General features: G+C 46.0%; 16 protein-coding genes and 1 pseudogene. 2 read left to right on the top strand and 15 right to left on the bottom strand.

Going from position 1 to position 23424, the window contains the following annotated elements:
• Positions 1-59 precede the first annotated feature (59 nt).
• The 4 genes from HMPREF0240_RS16765 to HMPREF0240_RS16750 form a co-directional block, all read right to left on the bottom strand.
• Entirely contained in the window at positions 60-2174 is a 2115-nt protein-coding gene (locus HMPREF0240_RS16765) for an alpha-amylase family protein (protein ID WP_009004604.1), read from the bottom strand.
• Between the two features lie 85 nt (positions 2175-2259).
• On the bottom strand, positions 2260-3078 hold the full coding sequence (locus HMPREF0240_RS16760; RefSeq protein WP_050794564.1) for a carbohydrate ABC transporter permease: 819 nt from the start codon (positions 3076-3078) through the stop codon (positions 2260-2262).
• Between the two features lie 18 nt (positions 3079-3096).
• Positions 3097-3987, bottom strand: a complete 891-nt coding sequence (locus HMPREF0240_RS16755) for a sugar ABC transporter permease (RefSeq protein WP_009004602.1) — start codon at positions 3985-3987, stop codon at positions 3097-3099.
• Between the two features lie 84 nt (positions 3988-4071).
• Positions 4072-5418, bottom strand: coding sequence for an extracellular solute-binding protein (locus tag HMPREF0240_RS16750; protein ID WP_009004601.1), 1347 nt, complete (start codon positions 5416-5418; stop codon positions 4072-4074).
• A 229-nt stretch (positions 5419-5647) separates the two neighbouring features.
• On the opposite strand from HMPREF0240_RS16750, the gene HMPREF0240_RS16745 reads away from it, so the two are divergent.
• Together HMPREF0240_RS16745 and HMPREF0240_RS16740 are read left to right on the top strand one after the other, a co-directional pair.
• Entirely contained in the window at positions 5648-7366 is a 1719-nt protein-coding gene (locus HMPREF0240_RS16745; protein WP_050794563.1) for a sensor histidine kinase, read from the top strand.
• Positions 7363-8883, top strand: coding sequence for a response regulator (locus HMPREF0240_RS16740; protein ID WP_009004599.1), 1521 nt, complete (start codon positions 7363-7365; stop codon positions 8881-8883). Before HMPREF0240_RS16745 ends, HMPREF0240_RS16740 begins: the two co-directional genes overlap by 4 nt.
• Positions 8884-9329: 446 nt before the next feature.
• Here HMPREF0240_RS16740 and HMPREF0240_RS16735 read toward each other — a convergent pair whose 3' ends face one another.
• The 11 genes and pseudogenes from HMPREF0240_RS16735 to HMPREF0240_RS24860 all read right to left on the bottom strand — a co-directional run.
• Positions 9330-10739 carry a glutamate decarboxylase gene (locus HMPREF0240_RS16735; protein WP_035313911.1) on the bottom strand — a complete coding sequence of 470 codons (1410 nt, stop codon included), beginning with the start codon at positions 10737-10739 and terminating at the stop codon, positions 9330-9332.
• Between the two features lie 1132 nt (positions 10740-11871).
• Positions 11872-12018, bottom strand: coding sequence for a hypothetical protein (locus HMPREF0240_RS16730; RefSeq protein ID WP_207636768.1), 147 nt, complete (start codon positions 12016-12018; stop codon positions 11872-11874).
• A gap of 242 nt (positions 12019-12260) precedes the next feature.
• Entirely contained in the window at positions 12261-13187 is a 927-nt protein-coding gene (locus HMPREF0240_RS16725) for an alpha/beta hydrolase (RefSeq protein ID WP_009004596.1), read from the bottom strand.
• A gap of 8 nt (positions 13188-13195) precedes the next feature.
• Positions 13196-14575, bottom strand: coding sequence for a citrate/2-methylcitrate synthase (locus HMPREF0240_RS16720; protein WP_009004595.1), 1380 nt, complete (start codon positions 14573-14575; stop codon positions 13196-13198).
• Positions 14576-14758: 183 nt separating this feature from the next.
• Positions 14759-15643, bottom strand: a complete 885-nt coding sequence (rsmA, locus tag HMPREF0240_RS16715; RefSeq protein ID WP_035313910.1) for a 16S rRNA (adenine(1518)-N(6)/adenine(1519)-N(6))-dimethyltransferase RsmA — start codon at positions 15641-15643, stop codon at positions 14759-14761.
• Between the two features lie 143 nt (positions 15644-15786).
• Complete coding sequence (locus HMPREF0240_RS16710) at positions 15787-16596, bottom strand: alpha/beta hydrolase (protein ID WP_009004593.1); 810 nt, start codon at positions 16594-16596, stop codon at positions 15787-15789.
• 69 nt (positions 16597-16665) lie between these two features.
• Positions 16666-17430, bottom strand: coding sequence for a TatD family hydrolase (locus tag HMPREF0240_RS16705; protein ID WP_009004592.1), 765 nt, complete (start codon positions 17428-17430; stop codon positions 16666-16668).
• A gap of 87 nt (positions 17431-17517) precedes the next feature.
• Positions 17518-19629 carry a beta-propeller domain-containing protein gene (locus HMPREF0240_RS16700; RefSeq protein ID WP_242833351.1) on the bottom strand — a complete coding sequence of 704 codons (2112 nt, stop codon included), beginning with the start codon at positions 19627-19629 and terminating at the stop codon, positions 17518-17520.
• A gap of 14 nt (positions 19630-19643) precedes the next feature.
• A complete protein-coding gene (locus HMPREF0240_RS16695; RefSeq protein WP_035313909.1) occupies positions 19644-20156 on the bottom strand; it encodes an RNA polymerase sigma factor in 513 nt (170 codons plus the stop codon).
• Between the two features lie 496 nt (positions 20157-20652).
• Entirely contained in the window at positions 20653-22920 is a 2268-nt protein-coding gene (locus tag HMPREF0240_RS16690; protein WP_035313908.1) for a hydratase, read from the bottom strand.
• A 309-nt stretch (positions 22921-23229) separates the two neighbouring features.
• A pseudogene (locus HMPREF0240_RS24860) lies at positions 23230-23424 on the bottom strand (group II intron reverse transcriptase/maturase); the annotation flags it as partial.

Genomic DNA, 23424 nt, shown 5'->3' with positions numbered 1-23424 from the left:
GTTTTCTAATACTTCAGAATATCTCCATTATCCGCTCAGTTAATACCGGCGCTGCCACTTTACACCAACCTGATCTCGACCATCTGATGCCCCTCAATTTTTTGAATTTCAAACCTCACATATCCGTCACTTTGCTCCCAGGAAATGGGTCTGCCCTCCGGAACAAGCTGCATTCCCAACACGTGATGCCCGCCTACATATACGCTGAATTCCGTATGATACAGAGGAATCACATCCTCAATTGTATAGATCTCCTCCGACCTCTTTTCCGGAATGTAATGGAGCAGATGCAGTAATTTGATTCTTTCCCCAGCCTCATTCACCGCCGGCATACCCAGCACATCTTTTACTGCGCCCTGCTTCCCCGGTATCTTTTGATTCAATATACACAGCAGGCCTGAAGGCCCGTTATGGGAAACCAGTTTATTTGGGCATAAACGCTGAATCGCATCCCCCACCATCTTTTTACACCATATGGGCGCATTTTTTCTGTAAATCTCAAACACAGGATGTGCACAGTAAATAACGTTTCCCTTCTGGAACATCTCTCCTTTCCTCTCAGAATCCGGAGTTGGAGCGTGCTGGTGGCTGCAGAAACGCTGTCCCTTATGCACAGTCCCGCATTCCTTTGAACCATGCCCTTCCCTCTCGGGCCACATGCCGCTGCTGCCCCGCTCGAACCACGGCCGGGTCTTCTCCATAATCACATCCGCCAGTACAGCCTCCGCGTCCATTCCTCTCTCATACATTACAAAAGGCTCTTTTGGAAGTTCCTTTCCTATCTCCTGATTCGGCAAAATAAATTCCCTGCTGTACTTTGATTTTCCTATTCCGCGGATCCCATACAGTTCACTCTCGTCCCCATTGACGCACGCATGAAAAGATCCAAAAACTGCTCCGCCATTTTCCACGTACATTTTCAATTTCTTTTCCAGTTCCTCCGAATAAGGGAGCTCATCTGGCAGCACCAGAAGCGGATACGCTTCAAAGCATTCTTCCGAATCAATCATCGTAAACTGATACGACATTTCCTGCAGCATGTGCACCGCGCCTATCAATGATTTGGGCAGTTCCCGCCCATCCAGGATCGGGTTCAGAAATACATGAGGAGTAAGCACTGCAATCTCCGCCTCCGGGCGGGTACCGCGGCAGTATGGTTCTTTCTGCTCCACACTTTCATACACACTGCCAATCAAATCATAGGTCGCATCAGAAAGCTTCCCCCACGGATGAAGCTGATCTCCGACAGAACACCCCGCCCCCATAGCAAGCATTTGAAAACACTCGAACTCCAGCGCCGCTTTATTTTTCAGCGAATGGAAATCCCCCCAGGAGGTGTGAAACTTCCCCGTCATACCAATCATATCTTTTCCAAAATGCCCCACATACCTTGCCATAACCGGAAAATGGTCATATCCCCAGTCACCGCTCGGAAGAGATTCCAGTTCCAGATGACTGTAGGTTTCTACGGAACGTTTCATCACCAAATCCACGCCCGGATCATTATAAAAAATCGTGGCATCCGGCGCATATTCCCGAATCAAAGCCGATATCTCGCTTCGGAAACAATTCAGTGTGAGCGCTGCAAAATGAACCCTGTCAGAGCGCAGCTCCGGATTCATACCCTCCTCCAGCATTAACCTCCTGCAATCTTCACAGCAGCATTCTGTCTGGGACACGATATCCATAAAAATCCCATCCAGATTCTCTTTACCCACCACATGGATTATATCCCTCAGATGTTCTTTAAAAAATTCCCGATACCCGCTGTTCAGACATACATCATAATAAAAATGCGGCTCAGGAACATTCCCTTTATCCACCGGATTGCCATACTCATCACGGCACAGCCACTCAGGTTTCTCCCGGATAATCCGCTCATCCCATCTCACCGTTGTATAAACCGGTACGCGGATCCCCCGTCTGTGGCACGCCTCAATCTGCTCCAGTAAAAGGTTCTTCCTCTCCAGATTCGGATGCATCAGCTCCGGATGGTTCCGGGATGGATAATACAGCCACCCATGATGGCATCTGGCAAAACATGTCACCGAGTCCACGTGCGCCTGTTCCAGCCTTTCTGCAAATCTCTCCGCATCAAAATCCTTTCCTGTCTCTGTTATATACTGACTTGTATGAAAATCCATATGTACCTGTCTGTACCTGATCTCTTCCATTTTTCTGCTTCCTCCTGCTCTGTATAATATCTGCTTCTATCCTGTTTCTGCTGCTATCTTATTCCTGCTTCTTTTTTCTTCAGAATCACTCTTTAACTGCTCCGGCGGCAAGTCCGCCCTCAACCTTTTCCTGAAACAGCATATAAATTAACATCGGCAGCGTAACTGTAATGACAATCGCCGCCATCATCAGCCCGTACTCTGTCCCCCTTTCCCCATTAAAATTAAGGATTCCAAGGGCCACCGGTTTCAAGTCATTATCCTTAATAAAAATGAGCGGAAAAATGACATTGTTCCATGCGTTCAGAAAATTAAAAATAGACACCGTTGCAATAGCCGGCTTTGTCATCGGCAGCATCACTTTCCAGTATATCTGCACATAACTTGCCCCGTCGACCAGCGCCGCCTCTTCCAGTGAACGGTTAACGCCCCGCATAAAATTGGTCAGAACCAGTATGCTAAACGGCAGTCCAAAGGCAACATACACCAAAATCAATGCCGGAATATTGTCTGAAAGGCTCAGTTTTCCAATCATATAAGAAATCGGAACCAGCACCGTATGCATCGGGACCATCATCCCAATCAGGAAAAACAGCATAACCGATTTGCTGATACGCAGCCGGAATCTGGACAGCACAAAGGCCGCCATGGAAGAAAGGATTCCCAATGCAATCACGGTGATTCCCGACTGCATGATACTGTTCAGAAAGTACCGGCTCATCCTCGCCCCATGCCACGCTTCCAGGTAGTTTGACCACATGGGCGTCCTGGGCAGGGCAAAGGGTGCAGAAAAGATCTCCACCTTTGTCTTCAGCGAAGACATCAGCGTAAAAAGCATTGGCGCCGCAAACATAACAGCCATAACCGTCAGAAATATATATACTCCTATCCGTTTTTTCTTCATCTCTATCTCCTCCATCCCCTAATCATTTTTCTTCATTCTGCTCTGTATCAGATTGGTGATCAGCGTTCCTGCAAGACAAATGATAAGAATCACAATCCCTATAGCGCTGCCCTGTCCATAGTGCTTATATTTAAATGCTTCATTATACAAAAGTGTAGTCGGCAGATTCGTCAGGCCATTGGGACCACCGCCTGTCATCGCATACACCAGATCAAACACCTTTACCGACCCCATAATATCGATTAAAATACAGACGAAAATCACATCTTTGAGCATCGGCACAGTCACGCAGAAAAACTTTTTTACAGGGCCTGCGCCATCGATCGCTGCGGCTTCGTACACATCCTCCGGAATTGAGGTCAGGCCTGCCAGTAAAATCACCATATAATAACCGATCCCGGCCCAGACATTTACAAAGATTATGGAATTCATTGCCGTGCCTTCATTGACCAGCCACGGAGTCACCAGATTCTGAAGTCCCACTGCATCTAAAAACGCGTTGACCGCCCCTGTAGGCATGAATATGAAATACCACATCAGACCAACTGCCGACAGGGGGAATACCGTCGGTACAAAATACATTGCCTTAAAAAATCGGAACCCTCTGCACCTTGTGTTCAGCGCAACGGCCAGCAGCAGTGCAATCGGAGTGTGGAATAAAACGCTGAATACCACCATCTTGAACATATTTCTCAGTGCCAGTAAAAAATCCGGGCTGCGAAAAATGGTTTTAAAGTTTTCCAGACCAACAAACTCTATTGCAGATCCAGCAATTCCATTCCAGTTCGTTACTGAAAAATAACCCGACTGCACCAACGGAATAATCTGAAACACGGTATAAATAATCACTGCCGGGAGCAGAAAAACTAAAACCGTCAGTATATCCCTTTTCTTTTTAATTTTTAGCATAGTCTTCACCTTCCTATAAGATAAAAGAAGCCATCTTCCGGGGGACGCAGCCAAAGCCGCATCTCCCGGGCAGATGGCCCTCATTTACTGTGCTGCATCCACTTCTGCCTGAATTTCATTTGCCGCATCTTCTGCGGAAGCACTGATAAACATACTCACAATCGAATTCCTCGTTCTGTCCATCATGGAAGGAATCGGGTCAAAATCAAACACATCCACACCGATACCGGTATTATTCTCACAGAGTTTAATATTGTCCGCCAGGAGTCTTGGCACCTTTGTTTCATCCAGATCAATATCATTTCTCGGGATCAAAACACCTGCCTCCTCGGCGAATCTCTTGGATGCATCTTTATCTGTCAGCATCCGGATCAATTCCATCGTAAGATCCAGTTCTTTTCCTTCCAGCTTGCCGCTTACCATGTAAGATCCGATTGTCTGCATATTTTCATTTTTAAACTCAGGCTTTTCCTCAAAATACGGAAAGTTTGCGGTCTCAATCTGCTCGGAAACCGGAGTAAGCGTCTCATCTAAAAAGCTGTCGCTGTTCCAGAGCCCGGTCAGAACCATGGCAGCCTGCCCTTCCCGGAACTGGGTCAGAGCCATCTCATCGGTGAGCCCCGCCGCATTTGAATCGAACGCGCCTGCTTCGATCAGGTCTTTTACAAACTGCAGCGTCTCTACCACACCCTCATCTGTCCAGTTCATCTCTCTGCTGCCAAGCTCTTTTGCAGCATCCGTTCCCAGCCATTTGTAAAAAATAGAATCGTGCAGATGCCCTGCCATATAAGTTGACTGTGCGCCCATAGCAATCGGGATCACACCGGTATCTTTGAGTTTTCCGACTGCATCTAAAAGCTCGTTCCAGGTCTCCGGAAATTTATTGATCCCGGCCTTGCTCAGCAGCTCCTTGTTATAGTAAAAGCTGATTGTGCCGGATTCCATTGGAATTGCATATACCCCATCGTGTCCCGGAACCTTAAAGTAATTCAGTGCTCCCTCTGTAAAACCGCTGCCCCACTCTTCATCTTTCTCCAGGTAATCCGATACATCCTTAATCAAACCGTTGTCAATATAGTCCGATAGATTCGCAACACCCTGGATCCTGAAGATATTTGCCATATCACCTGAAGCGATATCGGAAGCTATCAGGTTATTGAATGCACTCTCCTCACTTTGGGAATTATCCACAATCTCGACCTCCGGATGCGCAGCCTTAAACTCGTCCAGAATCTCATTGTAAATCTGTGTCTGTTTAGAGGTTCCTGCAATTCTTGTTAAGATACGGATTGTCACCTTATCATCCGTTCCCTTCCCCTCACCAGCAGCATCTGTCTTACTGTTCCCGCATCCCGCCAGAAGCGTTGCTCCAAGCGCTGCCGCCATCAGCACGGATACGACTTTCTTTTTTACATTCCTTCGTCCTGCCATCTTGATTCTCCTCTTCTCTCCTATATTTTTCTATCTTTTTCTGCCGCCCGGAAATAACCCCGGCTGCTTTATGCTGCTATTCTATACGCAAACCGGGCATAATAAAATGGATAAATTCTCGGAAGCATGGACATTTCCCCGGTAAAAAAATAAACCTCTAGCGATATTCTTGACATATGAAAATGGTACAATTATAGTAATTTTAACATTACAAAAGGCGGGGGTATATATGCAGATTAAAAAACGGGAGGCTCCCTTAAAAACAAAGTTCTTTCTCTCCATGAGCAGTCTGACCACATCCGTAACCGTCCTGCTTTTAATTATTATGTCCATTATTTTCTACGGTCATTTTTTCTCTGTGCAGGCAGAATCCTCTGCCTTACAGCTGAGCGCCGTGAACAAACAGCTGAACTTTTATCTGACCTCTATGGATAACTATTCCAGGATGATGATCAGCGACACAACGATCCAGAAAAATGTGATGATGTATGAAAATTCAGACCAGCCCTATACAGAAGCGGACCGGGTTCTTCTGCGCACCGAGATGCGCAAATTTCTGCAGACAATCCCCTATATTCATTCTGCAACCATCTATGCCGATGATTATACCTGTATTGTCTCAACCGCCGTTGCCTTATATCCCGCACCGATCGAATCCCTCGGCGTGACAGATCAGAACGTCTATGCCATTACACAAAAATACTCTAATATTAACATGAAATCTGAGATCCAGACATTATCCCTGCTGCGCCCGTTTTATGAGATCGCAACCGGAAAAAAACTCGGGTATATTGAGATCAGCATTGCGGAACAGGACATTGCTGCCCTCTATGCCTCCAACACCTCCGACACCAGTAAGCTGTTTCTGACAGACCGTGCCGGAAAGGTTGTAAGCACAGACGGCACATATTCACTGAACGATATATTTCAACCAGTTCAGAACCAGAAGGGCAGGATACCAACCCAGTTTTACTCCAAAAACGGCTCTATCTGTTTTGCTTCATACATCAGTGAACTGGACTGGTTCATCATAAACGAGGTGAAGCTCTCTGCCTTTTTCCAGCCGTTGTTCCGCATACTGCAGGTTACCGTGATGATTTATCTGCTGTTCCTGGTTTTTTCTATGGTGATATCCAGAAAGATCAGCGAAACCATTACAAAGCCGCTCTACCTCCTGATTGCACATATACAAAAAGTAAAAAAAGGGAACTGGAGTCCTCTGAACAACGCTCCGGAAGATGTGGACTTTCATCTTTTATTTCAGGAATTTGACAGTATGCTTTTGTCTCAGGAAAAAATGACACAGGATCTGATTGTAGCCCAGAAAACAAAAGACAAATTATCGCTGGACCTTCTGCAGCAGCAGGTAAATCCGCATTTCCTGTATAACACACTGGACAATATCAGTTCCCTTGCGGAACTGGATGAGACGGCGCTTCTGATCAGGCTCGTCAATAACCTGTCCGAGTTCTATCGCCACAGCTTAAGCGCCGGCAATCTGATCATCTCCATCGCAGATGAACTGGAGCTGACACAGGCATATGTCAATATCATGCAGATCCGTTATGTGGACAAATTCGCCTTTACCATCGACTGCCCGGACGATATCAGGACATACCGCTGTCTAAAGCTGCTTTTACAGCCGGTCATTGAAAACAGCATTTATCACGGTGTAAAGGAAATGGATGGCTTCGGCCATATCTCGGTGCTGGTGCGGATGTGCGGTTTTCACATCAAGTTTGTGATTGAAGATAACGGCCCCGGAGTTGCAGAAGAAATATTGGCGCAGCAAAACTTTTCGGCGGACGGCCACTTTGGCATCCAGAGCATCCAAAAACGAATTCAGATGTATTACGGTGATGAATACGGACTAACCGTGGAGAACCGGGTACACGGCGGATTGAGGACTATTATTATAATTCCCGCAGAGAAATGGAGCAGAACATGAGCTATAAAATGATTGTTGCAGACGACGAATATTTTATCCGAAAAAAACTGATTAAAATTATTGATTATGACCGTCTTCACCTGGAACTGACAGGTAATTTTGAGAATGGGCAGGAGGTGCTGGACTATCTTGCCGGGCATCATGCCGACATCGTTCTTCTGGACATCCGTATGCCCAAGGTCTCCGGTCTGGAGGTTGCCCGGTTTCTTTATGAAAATCACCCGGAAACCAGGGTTATCATCCTTTCCGGCTTCAGCGATTTTGAATATGCCCAGACCACGCTCCGCTATCAGGTGTTCGATTACCTTTTAAAACCGGTAGAAGCGGAAACCTTAAACGATACTCTCGAACACTGTATCAGCAGGATCGAAATGCGCAGGCAGGAACAGAACCGTCTGGACAGCCTGTCCCACTATGAAATAAGCATACAGCTCAATGCTGTCCTCCGCGGAAAGGAAACGTTTCATTCCATACAGTCCCTGTATACCGAATTTGCAGGGATTCGTTACTCTGCGTTCTACTCTTTTTTCGTGGATACGGACTGCAATCTGACAGCCTGCGGGCTGATATCAGTCCTGCGGGCCCAGGAAATAGCGTGCGAATATTTTATCGAGAGCGACCACATTTTCTATATCCAGCTTTTCCTGGAAGATGATATACCGGAACCGCTCTGCCGTTACCATTGCAAAAAGTTCTTGCGGGCATTCCCTGAACCCCATTTTTATTATTTCGGAGAACTATTTGCGGCAGATGCAGACTGGCAGCCTTATAGAAAACAGGCATTGAACCGGCTGGACGACCGCTTTTTTTCTACGGCGGGCGAGCTATCTGCTTCTTTGCCAGCAATGCCGGCTTCAGATGAAAAGGCTTCTTCTGCGGACAACACTGTCGGCATTGATTCCATCCGGCAATCCCTGACGCGCTTTCTTAATGCCTCGGACGCTGCTGGATTCCAGGAGTATATGAAATCCCTGTACCACTCTATAGCGCATGTAAAATCCGCAGAGTATCTCCACCTGGCTGTGATGGAAATCTGCAGTGCTTTTTCCATTCAATACTCTTCCCGGAAAAACTGCCGTCCAATACCTCGGAATTATGCGCAATCGATTATGGCAGAAGAATACCAGTTAACAGAAATCCTGTCGATTCTCAGCACCTATGGTTTGGATTATATGCGCAGTACCGACATGGTTCCTTCGGACATCCGCCTCAGCCAGAACATTATCCACTACCTGATGGAGCACTATCAGGAACCGGCTTTAAGCGTCGCCAGCCTGGCAGAGCATTTTAATCTCACCGTTTCTTACATGGGCAGTGTATTCAAAAAGGTCAATCATACATCTATTCTGCAGTTTCTTACAACCCTGCGCATGACAGAGGCAAAGAACCTGCTCAAAACCAGACAGTACAAAGTTGCGGAGGTGGCAGATATGGTTGGCTATACGGATGTCTTTTATTTTAGCAAGCGGTTTAAAGCATTCTGCGGATATTCTCCGAAAGAATATATGCAGTTATAAAAAACTACATCCTAGAAAAAGGACGGGGAAAGACTGCCATTCAAAACGCTTCCTGCGAATACTTCCTGCACTTACCCGCTTAATTCAGGTCTGCTTTTTATGCCCTAACGTGCAATTTTTATAATTCTATAATATTTTTTCCACTTCTTTTATAGAAACGACACACTTTATGCACATTTATCTCTTATACTTATACTTAGATAGTTGATAAACAACTATCTCCCCCCTCATAAAGTAAGGACATCCTGTATAATACAGGGTGCCGCACTTTACTCTCATTCCTTTAGATAACTATAAAAACAACGAAACCCCTGTAGCCGATACTGCAGGGGTTTTCGCTGTCATTAAATACTCATTTAAGCATAAAAATCACATTTGTAATACCTCATGAAGACGTATTACAAATGTGATTAGTACAAAGCCCTGGCCATCTCTCAGTCAGGCACTCAATGTGTAAACCCATACACCTTCGGCGGCGTTTGTCTGCCATGTACCAGCACGGTTGCCTTATCCAGCTCTTTGATCGCTTCAATAAAATCCCTGACCAGCAGTTCCGCCATGTCATAGTCCAGGTCGCAGCGGCAGACAATTCTTTGAATGACCACCTGTTCCAGATCGGCCGGAAGCGGGTAAGTCGGAATCTGCCACCCTCTCATCAGAAGCCGGTCAGAGAGGTCATAAAGGGTCCATTCCCTGTCGTTGTCCTCCCGAAGGCCATAGCACACTACGGGAAGGTCCGTTCCTTCGTGGTAGAGTTCAAAGACCCCCGTCTCCTTAATCTTCCGCGCAAGGAAAGCCGCAACATCCTGCGTCTTTTGCTGGATTCTTCGGTACCCCTCCCTGCCAAGCCGAAGAAAGTTATAATACTGTCCAATCATTTGGCTGGCCGACCGTGAGAAGTTGAGCGCCATGGTTGGCATGCTTCCCCCTAAGTAGTCCACATCAAAGATAAGCTCTTCCGGAAGGTACCGGCGTTCTTTCCAAAGAACCCATCCAATCCCCGGATAGACCAGGCCATACTTATGCCCGGAGCAGTTGATGGAAACCACGTTTTCCAGACGAAAATCCCACTTTAATTCCGTACGGAGGAACGGAACAAATAAGCCTCCGGAAGCGGCGTCCACATGAATCGGAATCTGATAGGTGCACGCATGGTTGTATTCCGAAAGAACCCGGTCCATCTCCTGAATATCGTCAAAGGCACCGGTGTAGGTAATGCCGAGAATACCAACCACGCCGATTGTATACTCATCCAGGGCCTGCTTCATTTTTTGAGGATCCATTTTCATGCAGTCCCTTGTGATCGGAACGGTACGCAGTTCAATATCCCAGTAGACACAGAATTTTTTCCAGCACACCTGATACCCGGATGAAATAACTAAATTGGGTTTTCGACTCAGGTCAAGCCCGGCTTCTTCTGCATGTTTTCGCCAGCGGAATTTCATTGCCATCCCGGCGAGCATACAGGCCTCTGAAGAACCAACGGTAGAAGTCCCCACACATTCCCCATTTTCCGGAGCATTCCACAGATGAGAGATCATGCTGATGCAGCGGCGTTCAATCTCCGTGGTCTGCGGATACTCTGTCTTATCGATCGCATTCTTTTCCAGGGTTTCCACCATCAATTTGACTGCTTCGTCCTCCATATAGGTCTGGCAGAAAGTCGCCAGATTCAATCTGGCGTTCCCCTCGTTCATCAGCTCATCCTTAATCAACTGGTACGCAAGCGCCGGCTCCAGCGGATTTTCCCCGATCCGGTCTTTGGGAATGGATGAATCCGCTTCCAAGGTGCCAAATAAAGGCGTATCATAGGAATCTTTAAACATAGTTTCCTTATCTGTTTGATTGTGCAGCATATTTTCACTCCTTTGCGTATTCAAACTTCCACTTTATCAAAATTTTGTACTTTAATTATAACATTTTTGAAACAAAAAACCAGAGAGGCATGGGTTCTTTTTGCATATTCTTCGTGTGTAAGAAACTAAACGCCCGACTTTAGGACGGAACACAAGTATCATTGTGTTCCCTGCCTGTCATCTTTTTGGTAATATAGATTTTAGAATTCTATAATATTTTTTCCACTTCTTTTATAGAACTGACACACTTTATGCACATTTATATCTTATACTTGTACTTAGGTAGTTGATAAACAACTATCTCCCCCCTCATAAAGTATAAACGTTCCGGGAACCCCGGACGTTACACTTTACTCTCATTCCTTTAGATAACTATAAAAACAAAACCCCTGTAGCCGATACTGCAGGGGTTTTTGCTGTTCTGAATTTTTACCTATTTCATAATTAAATATTCCATCGTGAACTTAATTTCCAGTCTGTTAACGCACTTATTTACAGCACAAGTTTTGCTCCAATCAGCGTATATCCGCTTTTTATTTTTCATTTGTTACATAAACTATATTCCCCTGACAGCAAAACATATGACTTGAAGCTCTACTGTAAATATAGTATAGTAATAATATAAGAAGGGGAACCGAAAGCGGCTTATCCCATTAATGAATTAAGCTAATGTTACAACAGCCGTCGCTATTGGTAGTAGTGGCGGCTATTTCCTTTTGTCCCTGAATATCTGATAACACAGACCTGCAAGGCAGCTATGAGTATACTAAACTGAATAAGATCAGAGTATGTAACCACATAGGCACCCTCCTTACTTTCGTCTGGAGGGTATAATCCCCTCCCAAAAGAAGGGTAAACCGGTTCCGGTTCCACTTTTCCATTTTAAGAATTTCATAATATTTTTTCGATTTCTTTAATATTTATAACATACTTTGGACACATTTTCCTTTTATACTAAAGTCAGATAGTTGATAAACAACTATCTCCCCCCTCATAAAGTAAAGACATCTTGGGGTAACCCAGGATGTCGCACTTTACTCTCATTCCTTTAGATAACTATAAAAATAACCAGAGGCCCGGACAGCCGATACTGTCCGGGCCTTCTGCTTTTCCCATTTTTTTCCGATCCTGCTTATACCTGCCTCATCTTCACGTCGTAGGCCTCTTTCCGGGCATTGTGAGTCTGGTTCTGATTCTCAGGCTTCTTCTTTTCCGTAATGCTGTTGAATTCATTTCTGTTTTTCTGCCCGTTGATCTCTTCCTGCTTCTTCTTATCCATATTCGTCACCTCATTGATAGTATGTTCACAAGATGCCGCCATATACATCCTAATCTTTTTTATGGTGTATTTCCTCCTGCTTTTATCAATTTATAAGAAATCAGTATATCCTGCCAGGACTTTTTTGTAACAACTAGGATTTAAAAGGATTTTTTAAGATTAAAAAAAGAACCGGTATCACTTCCGGCTCTTCTCAAAATACTCCATTCATTATTTACAATAAGATATGAAAAATGAAAAAATTATATTTTACTTTCCAGCCACTCATACAAATCTTTATACACCTGATCCCGGTCAGTCTCGTTGAGCAGTTCATGTCTGTCGCCGGCATACAGCCGCAGCGTAACATCCTTGATCCCTGCTGCTTTGTACTTCTCATAGATCTTCCTGACACCCTTACCAAAATCTCCGGCCGGATCCTCAGCTCCTGCCGCAATCATCATCGGAAGCGTCTTTGGAATCATGTAGATGCTCTCTTTTTTCTGCATCTTCAGCATACCGCAGAACATGTGATAATAAGCATTCACAGTAAACACAAAGGAGCAGAGCGGATCCGCCACGTATGCATCCACCATCTTAGTATCGCTGGTCACCCAGTCTGCCCTGGTCCTGGACGGCTTATAGCCCTTGTTATAGCCTCCGATCGCCAGATTGTCGATCAGCTTGCTGCGGTAGTGCCAACCCTTAAATGCCGCTATAATCCGGCAGAGACGCTTCGCGAACTTCAGCGTCGCCCGGCTCTTGTCGGCAACCACACCTATGATAAGCACACCGCTCAGGCCATTGCCGTACATCTGGATATACTGACGCACCAGTGCCGATCCCATGCTGTGCCCAAGCAGAAAATACGGGACATCGGGGTACTTTGCGGCCGTCCTCTGTCTGAGAGTATGCATGTCTCCCAGCACACAGGCGTTGCCGTACTTCTCATTAAAATAACCGTATTCCGTCTTGCCCTGAATGGACTTGCCATGTCCAAGATGGTCATTACCGACCACATAATAGCCCTGGCTGCATAGAAAATCTGCAAATTCATCATACCGGTTGATATACTCGACCATTCCATGGCTAAGCTGCAAAACTGCTTTTACTTCGCCTTCCGGCTTCCATTCAATTGTATGGATTTCAGTATTACCATCTTTTGATGGGAAGTAAAATTCATCTTTCATTTTATCAACTACCTATCCTCTAATTTTATGTAATCACGGTAAGGCGCGAGTGGTTTGTACGCCGGACGGATAATCTTATCAACATTCTTGAGCTCTTCCAGTCTGTGTGCACTCCAGCCTACGATACGTGCCGCCGCAAAAATCGGAGTATACAGCGCTGACGGAAGATCCAGCATACTGTAAACAAGGCCGCTGTAAAAGTCGACATTCGCATTAACACCCTTGTACATCTTGCGCTTTTCGCCGATAATCTCAGGCGCCATATGTTCTACCTTCTCATAAAGAGCATATTCTGCATCGTATCCCTTCTCGGTAGCCAGCTGCTTAACAAACTTTTTAAAAATGTCAGCTCTTGGATCAGAGATAGAATAAATCGCATGTCCCATTCCATAAATAAGCCCCTTCTTATCGAACGCTTTCTTGTCCAGAAGGTTGGTCAGGTACTGACGGATCTGATCATCATCATCCCAGTCAGTAAGATTCTGCTTCATATCATCAAACATCTGCGTAACTTTTACATTCGCACCGCCGTGCTTCGGACCCTTCAGAGATGCCATAGCGGCAGCGATCGTGGAATAAGTATCTGTTCCGGAAGAAGTAACAACGTGTGTTGTAAATGTAGAGTTATTACCACCGCCGTGATCCATATGAAGCACAAGAGCCATATCCAGGATCTTTGCCTCCAGTTCTGTATATTTTCTGTCCTCACGCAGCATCATCAGAATATTCTCAGCAGTAGAAAGTTCCGGATACGGCGCATAAATATATAGATCCTCACCTCTTCTATAATTATATGCATGATAGCCGTAAACCATTAACATCGGGAACTGGCTGATCAGATTCATGCACTGGCGGAGAACATTCGGTATGGATGTATCGTCCGCTTTCTCATCATAAGTATACAGATTCAAAATGCACCGGGAAATCATATTCATCATATCTTTGCTCGGCGCCTTCATAATAACGTCCCTTACAAAATTCGGAGGAAGCATCCGCCTTTCCGCAATCATACCCTGGAAATCATTCAGCTGAGCTTCTGTCGGAAGACTTCCGAAAAGCAGCAGATATGCAGTTTCCTCAAATCCAGGATGTTTTGCTTCCAGAAATCCTTTTACAAGTTCTTTGATATTGTAACCACGGTAATAGAGGTTTCCTGCACAAGGGACTTCTTTCCCATCTACAATCTTCGTAGCGCAAACATCAGATATGTTCGTTAAGCCCGCCAATACACCTTTACCATTTACGTCACGGAGGCCTCTTTTCACCTCATATTTCGTGTAAAGCTCTTTTTCAATTGCATTGTTTTCCTCGCAAATCCGGGCCAGCTCTTCAATCTTCGGGGTGTTTTCAAAAAAGATGTTATCAATGTCTTTAGGTATTCTTGCCATAAAACCTCTCCCTTCCTCTTCTTTATTCACTTGTTTGATCTTTCTATTATACTAAAAAAGTGGGTTTTATACAATGAAATGTCTATAAAATCTTTATGAAATGAAAATGCCGGATTTAACTCACGATTTTAGCCTTGGGGAGCAAATAAGGGACGCCTGCGGCTTACTGTCCGACTGACATCCTCAGCTGTCGGAATTACATTTCCTGCTCAGTGCATTGGTAAGTGCCGCGAATTCTTCCAGTGTTAGTGCCTCTCCCCGCACGCCTGCCCCTCTTCCAAGGCTTTCGATCGCGGCTTCTATCTGCTCTTTTGTATAATCCAGTTCCGGAGAATTCTTCATGCCATTAGCAAGTGTCTTTCTCCTCTGGTTAAATGATGCCCGTATAATCCGAAACATCAGCCGTTCATCATCTACCTGCACCGGCGGCTTCTCATACCGCTCGAGGCAGATCACTGCCGAGCCTACCTTAGGCCTCGGCATAAAGCAGTTCGGCGGCACATTTGCCACGATATAAGGCTTTGCATAATACTGGACTGCCAATGACAGGGCACCGTAGTCCTTTGTGCCCGGCCCGACCTGCATACGCTCGGCCACTTCTTTCTGTACCATGACCGTAATACTTTTTACGGGCACATGCTTCTCGAACAATCCCATGATGATGGGTGTGGTAATGTAATAAGGCAGGTTTGCAACCACCTTAATCGGCCTGCCCCCGTTCTCGCGCTCTGCCAGCTCTGCGATATCCACCTTCAGTATATCTTCGTTAAGCACGGTCACATTGTCAAAGCCATCGAGAGTATCCTCCAGGATGGGAATCAGCGCCCTGTCAATCTCTACTGCGATCACCTTCCCCGCCGCACAGGCAAGATACTGGGTCATAGTCCCAATCCCCGGCCCGATCTCAAGCACCATATCATCCCGGGAGATCTCTGCCGAACGTATAATCTTATCCAGCACGTGGGTATCTATCAGAAAATTCTGTCCGAATTTCTTTTGAAAAGCAAAATTATATCTATGCAGAACTGCGATTGTATTCTGCGGGTTGCCTAATGTGGGCTCCTTCATAAGCTCCTCCTCGTTCTTTTGAAACATTTTTCTCTAATTCAGTATAATATACTTTCCGATTCCCGACAACGTTAATCAGAAAGTTTCCCTTCCGATACTGTACAGTTAGTGCACCGCACGGTTCGGACAGCAGCATTTAGTCCTCAGCACTCCACCGCCTGCAGGAAAATATCATTAAACTTTTCCAATTCATCATACATAATTCCATGTCCGCTGTCCTCCAACGTATACAGCCTGCTGCCGCTAATGCACTCATGCTGGATTTCTACAAGATCAGATGACACCACCTCGTCTTTTGCACCATGGATAAGCACCGTGGGGACATTTACATAACAGAGATCATCTCTCCCGTCCTCATCGCGCAGAGACAGTGCGCACTCAATTGTGCCAATAGCCGAAGCCGACATCGCAATCTGCCGGAACCAGTCGATAATGTATGCACTGTGCGGGCTTGCAAACAACTGTTTACTAAACTCCGCTGCATACTGTGCACGGTCTGTCTCGATCTGGCAGATGATCTCGTCCACAGCTTCTCTGGTCAGCCCATAGGGATAGCCCGGCCGCTGTGTCCAGCTCGGAGCTGCAGCCGCGAGCAATATCAGCTTTTTCACTCCGTGTCCGCCAAACAGACGCATATATCTCAGGCTGATCGCTCCGCCCATGGAAAATCCAACCATAGTAAAAGACCACAGCCGCAGCCGCCTTACTACCTGAAAAATATCCGCGGCCATCTGGTCATAACTGTAACCGCAGCCCGGAGCATCGGACTTTCCAAAGCCTCTCAGATCCAGTGCCACAACCCGGTATCCCATTCGTACCAGAATCGGAATCTGATACTCATAAATTTTATGGGACAGAGGCCAGCCATGAATGAAAAGCACCGTCTCTGCCCCACCACAGTTATAATCATATACTGCGATCTTTACTCCGTCTGTAGAATTGACATAAAACATAATATCACACATTCCCAGTTTATTTCTGTTTAGTATATGCAGATATATAAAAAGCTGCTACCGCTTCGTTTACAGTATATTGTAAAGCCTCCTGGCATTCTTCTCCGTCTGCTCCACTACCTCTTCATAAGACACCTGCTTCAATTCTGCAATCTGTTTGGCAACATAGACAAGATTCAAAGATGAATTTCTTTTCCCCCTGTTTGGAACCGGTGCCAGGTACGGACAGTCAGTCTCAAGCAAAAGGGACTCCAGCGGAATCTCCTCCACTACTTCCTTCAGCTTTCTGGAATTTTTAAAAGTAACAACACCGCCCACACCGATATAGTATCCCATCTTCACATATTCTCTCGCCATCTCCACCGAGTAGGAAAAGCAGTGTATCACCCCCTGCAGTCCCCTTGCATATTCTTTCATAATCTCAAGCGTATCTGCTGCCGCATCCCGGCTGTGAATAATAACCGGCATTCCCAGCTCCCGGGCCAGTTCCAGCTGCCGGATGAACCACAGCTTCTGAAGCTCGTGGCTTTCATTATCCCAGTAATAATCCAGCCCGATCTCCCCTACCGCAACGATTTTCTCTTCCCGAAGGATTTCCTTAAGCCTGGCAAAATTTTCTTCATTCAGTTCACCCACATCATCAGGGTGCACCCCCGCCGCGCCATATACAAAAGCATACTTTGCCGTCAAAGTCCTGACATCCTCCCAGGATGCCACGTCGGAGCCGGCATTGACAATGGTTCCCACGCCGCCCTCCTGCATGGAACACAGAAGCGCATCCCGGTCCTCATTAAACTGTTCATCATCATAATGTGCATGTGTATCAAAAATCATAGGTTACCTCCCTGGTCTGCCGTACAATGCTTTAAATATATAAAAACCGGACCCTGCATAGAGGGTCCGGCCTCATCGCTTCCACGATTATAGCACAATATCATCGATCTTTTCAAATGTATCCATCCGGAAAGATTCTACCGTATTACCGGCCACGAGATAGAATGTATCCTTGCTGTACAGTCCGCGTCCTTCTGAATATCCATTCATCTCCCTTTCAAATACACACTCAAATCCTTTTTTCTTATCGTAGGAGAATACATAATACTTCTGGCTCTGTCCATATGCCGCAAATCCGATCAGGTTCTGTTCTGTACTGATCAGTGCCGCTTTGTAGTTATAAGAAACATTTGTGGAGTAACAATCCTCCAGCACATATTTCTGAATCTCCTTCACATCGGAAGGATCTGAGATATCAAACATGGACAGCTTCACGCCTTCTGTAGTGGTCCCTGTCTCATCCACCTCCATCCCGATACCGAGCAGCAGTCCGTCTCCATAAGGATGAAGATAATCTGAGAATCCCGGAATCTTCAAAGCACCGATCACCTCCGGCTTCTCAGGATTGGACAGATCTACGGAAAACAACGGATCTACCTGCCTGAATGTCACAAAATATGCGGTATCTCCCATAAATCTTGCCGAATAAACCTGCTCATCTTCTGCAAGCCCTTCTATTTTCCCCAGTTCATTTAATTTTTCATCCAGGACATAGAGTGAATTACTGTCCTTCTTTGTGGATGTATCGGAAAATACAGACTCTCCGAATCTAACGATGGGGAATGGACTTGATCCGCCCGTCGGGCTGACCGTTGTTACCAGTCTCAGACTGCCCTTATACTCGTCAATACTAAACGAATCGTTTAATGTACCATCGATCCGGGTCTGCCCTACTGCCTCCAGAGTCCCATCCTTATAAGCCACCTTTCGGATACAGGTCTGTGTCACATCTGATTCATCCGAATTGTAGTAAGACTCACAAACATAAATATTATTGCCGCTCACATATACCAGCCCCGAACTGCCAAACACTGCTTTGCTGTCCAGTTTTTTGTCAGGGTCTTTCAGAGAAAATGCTGAGATAACTGTATACTGATTTCCCCGTACATACTGGGGAAGCAGAATACTGCTGCTGTCAATAGACTTTCCCTGCACCTGGGGAATGTATGAATCAATATCATTCCTTGCAGCCGATACCTGCGCATAAAAATTACTGAACAGATATACATAATCGCCTGTTACACGCAGCGTATAAAAACTTCCGCTCTGCGTAATCTTTCCGACAGATTTTGGTTTCCTGGGATTGCTGACATCATAAGTCTCTGCAACGGTATACTGCTTATAGGTGCCGTCATATCCCTCGTTGCCGTCGTTATATTCAGTCCTTGTGTACACAATGATCAGTTTTTCGTCCTTAATATAGATCTCAGAGATATACTGGTCATCCTCCAGCCGGATTGATCCCATCTCCTCCATCTCTTTCTTCTCAATGTTGACAATCTGGACCTTCTGCCCATTCAGAATATACAGGTTCTTACCGTCCGTCTTGACGATATCCCCTTCTTCAACGCCTTCCTCCCTGATGTTCGTATCCGAATAGGACGCACCGCCGTCCGCAGACTCCTTAGCCGCAGATGAATCGGCCTTAGCATTATTCCCTGCGAATCCCGTACTTCCAAACTCAGAAGCTGACGCATTATCCTCAGTGGCACTGTCCACACTATATTGCTGCTGGAGTTCATCCTGGCTATCCTTCTCCGCCTCGATGTATTTATAGATCTCGTCATAGTCTTTGGCAGAAGCTATCACCGTATCCTCTAAGCCGGAGGCCGCCTTGTCAGCTTTCGCTTCATTGGACCCTCCTGCATCAGCGGCAGAAGTACTGGAAGTTTCTGAATTCTCTTTATGTCCCCCAAGACCTCCGCCGAAAGCGGCGATCCCTACCACAATCACGCAGCATGCCGCTGCTGCCACCGCACTGTATGCAGCTTTCCATCTGAAAGGTTTCTTTCCGCCTTTTTCTGTTAATATCTTCTCTATATTCCCGGGCTTCAGAGATTCCGGAATCTCTACATCGTCTGCCATCTCCCGGATCCGTTCCTCCACAGCCTGTTCTTCCGCCTTCTGTGCATCTGTAAGCTGTTCTTCTGGTTTCTGTCCCTCATTCTTCCCTTTTAAATCTTTCCCATCCATCTTCATATCTACACCCCTTTCTACTGCAGCACGCGGCGCATCTTCTCCAGCGCCCGTGTCTTCTTCGAGCGGACTGTGGCCGGGTTCAGCTCCATCATGCCGCCGATCTCATCGCTCTGATACCCGCCGAACACGGAAAATGCCACAATCATCCTCTCGTCTTCATTCAATATCCGGAATGCTTCACGCACATCATGAGCACCTGCATAATCCCTCTCTGCAGCCGGTATCTCTGTCTCCAGCTCTTCTGTGTGCCCTGTATCCCTTAACTTCTTCTTACACTGATTACTCAAAATCTTAAAAATCCAACTCCGGAAAGACTCCTCTTTCCTAAGGCTGCCAATATTCTCATAGGCAGATATCACAGCTTCACTGACAGCGTCCTCCGCATTCTGCGGATGCTTCATCATATAAAGTGAAAATTTATACAGGTCCACATAAATTCTCGCGTACAGTTCTGAGAATGCCTTCACATCGCCCTTACAGGCCTTCCTGATCAATATCAGTTCAGAACAGCTCTCATAATCATGCATTTGCACCCCTCCTCTCCTGCTCCATTGCCGGAGCAGTATATAAACATTCATGAATGAGAACGAAACAGATTGTAAATTTCGTTCTTGCATATAAGAGTAACATAAATTCCTTTTTGTTGCATTTAAAAAAAATATTTTTAGGCGGCTGGTGTGGATGAACAAGGGGACGCTCCCGGAAAGCGAATCTTTCCTACCGCCCGGACGCACCAGCTGTCTGGAATCGTGGAAGGGCTCTTCCGGATGCGTCTTTAGGGGATAACTGCCGCTTTATCAAAATGGAAGCCAACATATGAACTTCTAACAGGACTTCCAGTCCTGTTAGAAAGACGACTTAGCGAGAATGCATCCTGCATTCTCGTGTTTGTCGTCGGTGTTCATCATGTTGGCTTCCATTTTGATATAGCGGCAGTTATCCCCTAAAACCGTATCCGGAAGAGCCCTTCCACGATTCCAGGCAGCGTCCCCCCCCCCATCCGTTCGTTCACAAGTTCACTCTCTACCCTCTATAGTAGTTTATGAGGCATCCTTTGAGGATGATTTCGCGTTCTGCATCTGTGAGTTCTCCCAGGTGGAACTCTGTTTCTTTGAGGCTGTCGCCTACTACATATGCTTTTATTGTGTCAAGTTTTTCTTCAACGGCTTTTCTGACGTCCGGAATAAAGATGTAGTCTCCATTCTGGAATGGCAGGGCTTCGTGGTTCTCGTCTGTCAGAAGCGGGAGCATTCCCCAGTTGATCAGGTTAGAACGGTAGCGCTTTGTGGCATACTCGTTGGCGATGTTTGCCCAGCCGCCCAGTACTTTCTGACAGGATGCTGCCTGCTCACGGGCAGAACCATCTCCTGGTTTTACTGCAAATATGGTGCTTCCTACTCCGAGGTTTCCTTCGCCCACTGACGGATAAGATTCGCGGATCTTTGCCATCACGGGTTTTAATTCCTCAAGGACATCCAGCGGACATGTGCCTGCTTCGATTGCTTTCTGCGCTGCCTGAACTTCTTTTGCGCGGCCTACGTATGAAGGGTCTTTTCTGGACAGTGTAAACTCGGCAAGCCCAAGCGGGTTGGAGCGGTAGGAAGATGTCTCACCTGACGGAATCAGCTCATCTGTAGTGGTTACCGGGTCATGAATCTCGGAAACGATCTTCACGACCAGATTCTCCGGTAAAGCAGACATGGCCGGCCAGTCTTTGATGTTCGGACCGAACTTGATCTCTACATCCGGATCTGCTGTGCCTTTGCTGTCAAATACTCTATTCTCGTAAATGCTCTTGTCAAAATGATATTTCTGTCCTGTATATTCTACATCCAGTGCGGTTGCCGGGGTAAGGAATCCCTTATTGGCAGCTGTTGCTGCAATAGAACGTGCATCCATAAGCGCCACGGAAGCAATCTGTCCATTCTGGAGCTTGGAGCCCTCACGGTTCGGGAAGTTCCTTGTAGAGTGACGGATTGAAAATGCATTGTTGGCAGGTGTATCTCCCGCGCCGAAGCATGGGCCGCAGAAAGCAGTCTTCACAATCGTTCCCGCTGCCATTAGGTCTGCAACTGCACCGTTTTTAACAAGTTCCATATAAATTGGGGTACTTGCAGGATACACACTGAATGTAAACTCATCGTGGCCAATATTCCTGTCTTTGATAATGTCTGCAGCTGCACAGATATTTTCAAATCCACCGCCCGCACATCCTGCGATAATTCCCTGTTCTACGTATAATTTGCCGTCAATTACCTTATCCTGCAGAGAATAATCCACTGCACCATCCAGGCTTACAAGAGCCTTTTTCTCAACATCATGCAGGATATCCTTCAGATTGGCATTCAGTTCATCGATTGTATACACATTGCTCGGATGGAACGGCATTGCAATCATCGGTTTGATCTCACTTAAATTTACGTAAACCATGCCGTCATAATATGCCGCTGCGCCAGGATTCAGTTCTTTGTAGTCTTCGCTTCTGCCGTGAATGTCATAGAATTCCTGAATCTTCTCATCTGTTTTCCAGATAGAAGACAGACAGGTTGTCTCGGTTGTCATAACGTCAATACCAATTCTGAAGTCAGCACTCAGCTTGTCAACGCCCGGTCCAACGAATTCCATCACTTTATTGTTCACATAGCCATTTCCAAATGTCGCACCGATAATTGCCAGCGCCACATCCTGAGGTCCGACACCTTTCATCGGCTCTCCGTCCAGATAGATAGCGATTACGCCAGGCATCTTAACGTCATAGGTCTTATTCAGAAGCTGTTTTACAAGCTCGGGCCCGCCCTCTCCCATGGCCATCGTTCCGAGTGCTCCGTAGCGGGTATGGCTGTCAGATCCAAGGATCATCTTTCCTCCTCCAGCAAGCATCTCGCGCGCATACTGGTGTATAACTGCCTGATGAGGCGGTACATAGACGCCGCCGTATTTCTTTGCGCAGGTCAGCCCAAACATGTGGTCATCCTCATTGATCGTTCCGCCTACTGCACATAAACTGTTGTGGCAATTGGTCAGCACATAAGGAATCGGGAACTTCTCAAGTCCTGAAGCCCTCGCCGTCTGGATGATCCCGACAAATGTAATATCATGGGATGTCAGTTTATCAAACTTAATCTGAAGATGTTCCATGTCAGATGATGTATTATGCTCTTTCAAAATTCCATAGGCCATGGTATTCTGTGCTGCTTCTTCCTTTGAAACAGGGACAGAAACACTGCCTGTATCTTCAACTATTTCAGTGCCGTTAAGCAGATAGACACCATTATCATATAGTTTTATCATGTTCGCTCCTCCTAAACACATTTAAATTTAATCGTTACTGTTTATCATTTTAGCATGTTAAAGAATGGATGTAAATAACAGGGACTTTAAAATAGAGTTTCGCTTGCGAAACTCGCGCCTGCGGCGGTCGCATCGCGACACCTGCCTTGTACATCACAGTGCGCATCCCGCCCGGAAGGCTTTTTATGTTACAGGCAAGTTCGAAAAACTTTCCTGTAATAGAGTAGGGAAATAATGGCTAGCATTATTTCCCTCTCATTGAACCGTACGTACGGGTCTCGTATACGGCTCTACAACTTATATTCCAACTTATCTTAGATAATAATTTAAAGGATTGAGCAAACCAGCTCCGTCCTTTATTTTTGTTTCAAGCACCATTGGGCTAATGATAAAATTAACTACGTTCATTCCACTCTGTCTGTACCATCCAAGTCTTGAGTTTGCAACTTTATAGATTGATTCATGGTCGAATCCACATTCATATTTTCTATTCATATAGCATAG

Origin of the sequence: Clostridium sp. D5 (genome assembly GCF_000190355.1) — a bacterium.
In the GTDB taxonomy this organism is placed as follows: domain Bacteria; phylum Bacillota; class Clostridia; order Lachnospirales; family Lachnospiraceae; genus Faecalicatena; species Faecalicatena fissicatena_A.
This window is presented reverse-complemented; position numbering and strand designations above follow the sequence as displayed.

Bases quoted from the DNA above. Each gene is read 5' to 3' on its own strand.
- HMPREF0240_RS16725 (WP_009004596.1), bottom strand. From the start codon at position 13,187: ATGAAAGATGAATTTTACTTCCCATCAAAAGATGGTAATACTGAAATC.
- HMPREF0240_RS16745 (WP_050794563.1), top strand. From the start codon at position 5,648: ATGCAGATTAAAAAACGGGAGGCTCCCTTAAAAACAAAGTTCTTTCTC.
- HMPREF0240_RS16765 (WP_009004604.1), bottom strand. From the start codon at position 2,174: ATGGAAGAGATCAGGTACAGACAGGTACATATGGATTTTCATACAAGT.
- HMPREF0240_RS16695 (WP_035313909.1), bottom strand. From the start codon at position 20,156: ATGCATGATTATGAGAGCTGTTCTGAACTGATATTGATCAGGAAGGCC.
- HMPREF0240_RS16760 (WP_050794564.1), bottom strand. From the start codon at position 3,078: ATGAAGAAAAAACGGATAGGAGTATATATATTTCTGACGGTTATGGCT.
- HMPREF0240_RS16710 (WP_009004593.1), bottom strand. From the start codon at position 16,596: ATGTTTTATGTCAATTCTACAGACGGAGTAAAGATCGCAGTATATGAT.
- HMPREF0240_RS16755 (WP_009004602.1), bottom strand. From the start codon at position 3,987: ATGCTAAAAATTAAAAAGAAAAGGGATATACTGACGGTTTTAGTTTTT.
- HMPREF0240_RS16690 (WP_035313908.1), bottom strand. From the start codon at position 22,920: ATGATAAAACTATATGATAATGGTGTCTATCTGCTTAACGGCACTGAA.
- HMPREF0240_RS16705 (WP_009004592.1), bottom strand. From the start codon at position 17,430: ATGATTTTTGATACACATGCACATTATGATGATGAACAGTTTAATGAG.
- rsmA (WP_035313910.1), bottom strand. From the start codon at position 15,643: ATGAAGGAGCCCACATTAGGCAACCCGCAGAATACAATCGCAGTTCTG.
- HMPREF0240_RS16735 (WP_035313911.1), bottom strand. From the start codon at position 10,739: ATGCTGCACAATCAAACAGATAAGGAAACTATGTTTAAAGATTCCTAT.
- HMPREF0240_RS16700 (WP_242833351.1), bottom strand. From the start codon at position 19,629: ATGAAGATGGATGGGAAAGATTTAAAAGGGAAGAATGAGGGACAGAAA.
- HMPREF0240_RS16720 (WP_009004595.1), bottom strand. From the start codon at position 14,575: ATGGCAAGAATACCTAAAGACATTGATAACATCTTTTTTGAAAACACC.
- HMPREF0240_RS16730 (WP_207636768.1), bottom strand. From the start codon at position 12,018: ATGGATAAGAAGAAGCAGGAAGAGATCAACGGGCAGAAAAACAGAAAT.
- HMPREF0240_RS16740 (WP_009004599.1), top strand. From the start codon at position 7,363: ATGAGCTATAAAATGATTGTTGCAGACGACGAATATTTTATCCGAAAA.
- HMPREF0240_RS16750 (WP_009004601.1), bottom strand. From the start codon at position 5,418: ATGGCAGGACGAAGGAATGTAAAAAAGAAAGTCGTATCCGTGCTGATG.